Origin of the sequence: Xenorhabdus vietnamensis, assembly GCF_002127535.1 — a bacterium.
GTDB lineage: Bacteria > Pseudomonadota > Gammaproteobacteria > Enterobacterales > Enterobacteriaceae > Xenorhabdus > Xenorhabdus vietnamensis.
The window spans coordinates 4,723-10,581 of record NZ_MUBJ01000037.1; the positions used below are offsets into that span (position 1 = coordinate 4,723).

Consider the following 5,859-nt stretch of genomic DNA (forward strand, 5'->3'; position numbering starts at 1 on the left):
TTATACACCACCACCTCGCCGGAATTTAATCCCCGGTGCCGGTACTGTTGATGGTTACTGCCAATCACCACCGCATTAGAGCGGTCACCCCCTAAAAACACGAGGACAACATCGGTTCCGGCTGGCAGTCCGGACGAAAAACCAAACTCGGTAATGCGGTTTGTTTTGTCCCGTACCTCCATCACGGTTTGGTACTGCACCTGTTGGATGACGCCGCTGTCATTGCAGGTTGTGATCCTGCCCAGCCCCAACATCATCATGGCGCGGCGATATAAATTTTTAACGTCCATAATCACGTGACTCCATAATCGTGTCGTAGAATTCATAGGGCTGAACAGTAAACGCCGCTGGCGGCATCAGGGTTAATTCAGCCCGTGTGCCATCATCTTTATTGCGAACGTAGGATACTTCCGATAACAACCACTGTTCAGACTCCAGCCCGAAGACGGGTAAATGGATCGGTATCAGGGTATTGGGTGTCCACAGCGTTCCGCCCACATCTCGCCAACTGTCAACCAGCACTTTGAGCACCTTAGAGCGCCCGTAGCGGCGGTTCATTTCCCAGTTAATCGAATCCTGCTGCTTTCCCCATGTATGCAGAGTACTTTCGATAATGGTGACATAATTACGGTAACGCATTTTTTCCGCTTCAGGATCTTTCGCCGTGGCAATCGTCACCACTTCATAGCCTTTCCCTGCTGATAGTTCACTTAACCCGCTGACATTCATCGACAGGCCGCTGTACTCCGAGAATCGTTCATTCATGGAAGATTGGTAATCGGCCAGCTCGATATTTTTCCCCTGGGCCACACCACTCGCCGCCACTTTGTCACTGACGCGGGTCAAAAATAAATTGCCGTCTGGTGTGTCGTAATACAGCAAGGCGGACCAGCGGGTGATGCGATCAATGATTTCCTGTGAGGACTCTCCCCAGTTCAGGGTAAATTGCGGCACGGATTTCATATCAGTCACATCGGACGTCACGTCTATGCCGTACCACTGCGCCAGTTTCTGGCTAATCTGCAACGCCGTCGCGGACGAAATAACGTTCTGCGGCCATTTAGCCGAGCAGTCCACCAAATCCTGGCATTTGCTCCTGCCGGTAACACGAATTTGGTGGGTTGATTTATTGATGGATGAATTCCAGATATCGATATAACCGGTGATAACAGGATCATCGCCCAGCAGAACCTTGCAGGGCTGGCCTGCCTCAACCAGCTGTTTTTCACTGCTGCCGGGATAATAGTCCATCAACATCAGTTCAAAATCGGATGGCAACCGCTCAATACCCCGCGTCACGCGAATGCTGTCCCAGCCGTAAATCCGTTTACCACCAATCACCAATGACAACTCATTTGCATTTTTTTTCATTTGCGCAGCGCCTCAAATTTGACCGGCATAAAGGCCGGGTGGCGAGGGTTAGTGGCCTGAACCAGTTCATCGCTGCGACCGGCATCCTGATAAATCCGGTTGGCCACATTCAGTGCCGGCAATACTGCAGGCAAAGTAAACTGGGCGAGCCGGCCTGATTCTGCCCCCTGCAATTCTGCGCCGGTGACAAATTCATATCGCAGCGACATCAGAGACTGATAGATGTCATCCATACCCAAATCACCGGACATCACTAACGCAGTATCCAGCACATGACACACGCGCCTTTGCAGGTCACTAGCCTCGTGAGTGTTCGCAGGCGTGAATTCACTACCGACCTGAGCCATTGCCCCGGCAGACAACACAACCAGTAACAACACCGTCATGTCAGTCACGTGGCGATCAACAGAACCCGGTTGATATTGGGTATTTTGAAATGATGACAAATGTTCAAAAATAGCGATTTTCCCGTCCGTGCTGCCTGCTGAACGGATAATCGCCTCCACGACGCCCTGCGCAGCCTGACTGAATCCCTCCACAGTCAACGAATGCGTCATGTTATCGATAGATTCAGAGACAGCTTTACGCCCCATCACCACTGCCGCCGTGGTCTGTTGAACGATTTCAGTATCATGATGGGTCTGGTTATCACGCGACCTGACGCCCGTGGCCCCGGATACCGCACCGCCAATTTTCCCGCGTTGATAGCGCCCGTAACGCTCGCTGCCAAACGTTGTTTTCAGCATATCGCTGAGATTCGTCACCTCATCCACTGAGCGGGTCACCATGCCAACCCACTGGTTGGCGGTCGCTTTAATGGTTTTCATTCCCTGCACGACTGAACGGATCTCCCCCCTGACGGCCGAAACATATTTCGCCAGCATGGTGGTGTAGGTTCGCAGCCAGTGGTTTTTAACCCCGGTTGCTGATTTTGTACTGTTTGTGACAGCAAAAACCTGTAGCCCGGATTCGATGACCGTCAGGGTGAATTCGAATACCCGCCCGAACTCGGCACTCTCATTCATGCGCAGGCCGCTCTCTGTCACACTGACCGTTAATTCACCCAAAGTGGGATGAATTAGCGTGCCTGTAGAGCCTGTTTCACAGGCGGCGACCAGATTTTTACGCTGGGTGATCACGTCGGGCGCGTGATAAACCAGACTGTCCTGGACAATAAATCCCCGCAGCGTGATTTTTCGGGTGGCGCGGCCTAAATCCTCAATCCATGCGGTATCGCGGTACGGGTATTCATGCACGGCCTGACGACGACCAAAAACGCTCTCACCGGAAACCACCGCAAATGGGACGCCGCGAAACGAGGCGGGATGCAAATGTTCTGACCATTTCCATGATGAGTCATTGCCGCCACCCAGCAATGAAGAAATGGCGTCTTTAATAAATGCCATACATACCCCTCTTAAATTTGGACATAAAAAAACCGCACAAGGCGGCATAGATTTAGATATAACTAACAGATTTAGATATAACTAACCCGCTCAGCGCGGGTTAGTTATATAATTTATCTCTACTAATTATGTTGACTATATTATCGCTATCATAATTCAATTTTTTTTAAATCTTGTATGGCATAGGCCGTATCAGGTATTGTTTCAGGAGCTAAGTATCCCAACCTTTCAAAAAATTCGATTGCATGATCTCGCATTGCAATTAAAAATTCATTTTTCTCAATAGAAGTTTTCACCTCTGGACGGGAAGGTCGACATACACTTACACATACTCGTCTATGTCCTTTTAATGGAACGAACTTCACTTCTATTGGTTGATCAGGAAAGCCACATTCAAATTCTTTATTTTCATAGAGTAATGATAATCCCTCCGAGAAATAACCCCAAAGGTGATTGATATCATCCCACATTGCTTTAGTGATAAGGAATTTACCGTTGATGGTCAATTCCAATGCACCTTCAACATAATCAATGTCGTCGATATCATCCTTTATATTGCCTTCATATTGGAAAAAATCAATAAATTCATCTCCAATTTTAATATATGAATTAATATTTATATTTTTCATTTTACCTCTATTCTACCATTGGATAAAACTGGGCAATTCTTCCTCTATTAAATCCAACTTTGTACCAGTGACCTTTGTACCGTCCTTTAATCTGATAAAATCTTTTACTTCCTTTTTTTATTAAAACATCTCTGTTTTCATGCATTATACTCTGAATGGCGTAAACAATCTCTTTTACTGACATATCAGGCGATAAAAAACTTTGCGTATCTTTAATTGAACCATTCCAAAAGCAAGGGTGATGTCGTTCAAGAATGTGTTTCATTCCCTTTCTATCTAATTGAAACGTTTGATTTCCAAAATGATAAATTTTCCGTTTAAATGAATTCAGTTCATTAACGACTTTATGTTTACAAACCTTCTTATCGGGAACTTCCAAAGAATTGGCATGAGACAGTGAACCAAACGCCACACAAAAAATCGTCAGAATGACGACGAATAATTTTTTCATCGTTGTTTCCTATTTGAAAATAAAAATTCACCATGTCGCTTTAACATGAGGCATTTGCCATTACGCGGCAATTCTGAAAATACAAAAATAAAAAATATATGACAATAATTCATATGAAATTATTTATTTTCTGTTTATAAAATATTTATAATTACATATTCAGTGATGCTATTTTTGAAAAAAATTAGATACATAAAATATTTAATATTAAAATATAAATAAATCTAAAAATAAACAACAAAAAGCCCCATCATGGGGCCACGAAAATTGCTAGATTTTCTAATAAGTTAAATCATCAAGCCACTTCACAATGAATATACCATCCGAATATGTTCCAACAAAATCACCATCATCTTTCGTGTGAATAACTACCTTATTTTTTGATAAAACCATAAATCGCTCTATTTCAAAATCATTATCATCTATAGTCACTTGTGTGATTCTGCCCGTTCCATAACAAAGAGTGCCTCCTTTTTCATAAAAATTCTGCTCATCACTATAGCAACCTTGACTGACTGCATCTTTCATTACAAAAAACACAGAAACCAAAATAATAGGGATAGCAATAGATAACACCCTCATTGTAGTTCTTAGTCCTGTTTTTTCTTTTTTAAAAGAAAAGAATAATGCAATAAAGAATAAGAGAATAAGTAATAACATGACTTGCCAGATAGACATAAATACCTCTTTTATTAAAGGACTAAACATCATTTAAACAAGTGAGAACAGAAAATCAAGGATATCGCATTGATGTAGTTACTCTGCCACCAGATTTTGAGTTAAATTGCTGACGCTCTCCAGTCTTATCATTAACTAAAGAAATTTCCATTTGAAATGGTTTATCACCGATAGCTTCTTGGAATGCCTTAGCCATACCTTTTGCTATTTCTACCTCAGACTCAATATCCTTTTTCTTACTGTAAAGTGATGGGAATGGTTGTTTTTGTTCACTATTACTGTATTGCTGGCGCTGCTCCCTGAGTATCTGAGGGTTGCGCAACCCACTCCATCTATTATCGTGAATAGCATCATTAATCCCTGCGCTCATCTGTTCATCACTGTATGGGTTTGAATTATTTTCAACCACAATCATCGCGCCCATCACTTTTTTTAACTCTTTCGGGTCGTGCATGTTTATAGGCTGATTAGGTCCGTAACCAGTTTGATTGGAGACCCTCTCGATATAAGCAGGCGTATTATTCCTCGCCTTGGGATGTGCGTATTTATATAATAGAGAAGTGATCGTATTTAGCCCTCTCTCTGCATCCAGCATTATTTGACGCGCCATAGCAGATATCCCGTCATGTGCTGTACCAAATTTCACATAGGTGTGAGTCTTGCCATAGTCTTTACCTACTGCGTTCGGCGCTGCGATTAAATTTCCGGGATTATTATTGCGAATACCACGTGGTAACTTTGCTGAGTTCTTTAATGGATTGGGGTAATTGGGTTCTTCATACTTTGGCAATGCTAGGATTTTTGGCGCACTAGACTTAGCCTCGTGCGCTTTTTTCTGTCTTTCCCATGACTCACCATATCTATCATTCAGTTTCTTTTGCAGGTTTTCATCCGGTTTTTCTCGAAGAAGACGGAACTCTTCCATAAAGGTTAACTGGCTAATGAACTCCTTGTCCCGAATGGCCCGTTTCACAATATCCTTTTCTTTGTTTCCATGATAGAAGTTGTCGGCGGTGTCGCTTTCGCGCATCCTGATATCTTTAATGGTTTGCCACGCGGGGGTTTTTTCTGCTTCTTTACCTTTGTCCAAAAACCATGTAGCAGCATCTATCTTTGTTCGGTTCCACATCCCATCAATTCTTGCACCAACCTCATTAGCTTCGGTATTGAAGTCAGTGAGTTTTTGATTTTCTTCTTCGGTTATGGCTTGACCGTACTTTTTCGCTTTATCCAGCCGTTCCTGTATTTTACCTTCTCTGAGTAAGGCCAAAATTTCGGGGGTTAACCCCAATTTCACTATCAGTCTGTTCTCGGTCTCAGACGG

6 protein-coding genes and 1 pseudogene are annotated in these 5,859 nt (G+C 43.5%); all 7 read right to left on the reverse strand.

The window, feature by feature from the left end:
- A partial coding sequence (locus Xvie_RS18875; RefSeq protein WP_244175735.1) for a phage baseplate assembly protein domain-containing protein occupies nucleotides 1-290 on the reverse strand: 290 nt, incomplete at its 3' end.
- Nucleotides 280-1,371 (reverse strand): phage baseplate assembly protein, encoded by a 1,092-nt coding sequence (locus Xvie_RS18880; RefSeq protein WP_086110682.1) that lies wholly within the window; start codon nucleotides 1,369-1,371, stop codon nucleotides 280-282. The genes Xvie_RS18875 and Xvie_RS18880, both read right to left, overlap by 11 nt.
- On the reverse strand, nucleotides 1,368-2,825 hold the full coding sequence (locus tag Xvie_RS18885) for a DNA circularization protein (RefSeq protein WP_244175736.1): 1,458 nt from the start codon (nucleotides 2,823-2,825) through the stop codon (nucleotides 1,368-1,370). Before Xvie_RS18885 ends, Xvie_RS18880 begins: the two co-directional genes overlap by 4 nt.
- Nucleotides 2,826-2,926: 101 nt before the next feature.
- Nucleotides 2,927-3,406, reverse strand: coding sequence for a hypothetical protein (locus Xvie_RS18890; RefSeq protein WP_086110684.1), 480 nt, complete (start codon nucleotides 3,404-3,406; stop codon nucleotides 2,927-2,929).
- Nucleotides 3,407-3,413: 7 nt separating this feature from the next.
- Nucleotides 3,414-3,857, reverse strand: a complete 444-nt coding sequence (locus Xvie_RS18895) for a hypothetical protein (protein WP_086110685.1) — start codon at nucleotides 3,855-3,857, stop codon at nucleotides 3,414-3,416.
- Between the two features lie 279 nt (nucleotides 3,858-4,136).
- Nucleotides 4,137-4,535, reverse strand: a complete 399-nt coding sequence (locus Xvie_RS18900; RefSeq protein ID WP_086110686.1) for a hypothetical protein — start codon at nucleotides 4,533-4,535, stop codon at nucleotides 4,137-4,139.
- 55 nt (nucleotides 4,536-4,590) lie between these two features.
- Nucleotides 4,591-5,859 (reverse strand): annotated as a pseudogene (locus Xvie_RS18905) (hypothetical protein); the annotation flags it as partial.

What these genes read in the sequence shown, in the direction of transcription:
- Xvie_RS18880 (WP_086110682.1), bottom strand. Translation starts at nt 1,371, where the DNA reads ATGAAAAAAAATGCAAATGAGTTGTCATTGGTGATTGGTGGTAAACGG.
- Xvie_RS18885 (WP_244175736.1), bottom strand. Translation starts at nt 2,825, where the DNA reads ATGCCGCCTTGTGCGGTTTTTTTATGTCCAAATTTAAGAGGGGTATGT.
- Xvie_RS18890 (WP_086110684.1), bottom strand. Translation starts at nt 3,406, where the DNA reads ATGAAAAATATAAATATTAATTCATATATTAAAATTGGAGATGAATTT.
- Xvie_RS18895 (WP_086110685.1), bottom strand. Translation starts at nt 3,857, where the DNA reads ATGAAAAAATTATTCGTCGTCATTCTGACGATTTTTTGTGTGGCGTTT.
- Xvie_RS18900 (WP_086110686.1), bottom strand. Translation starts at nt 4,535, where the DNA reads ATGTCTATCTGGCAAGTCATGTTATTACTTATTCTCTTATTCTTTATT.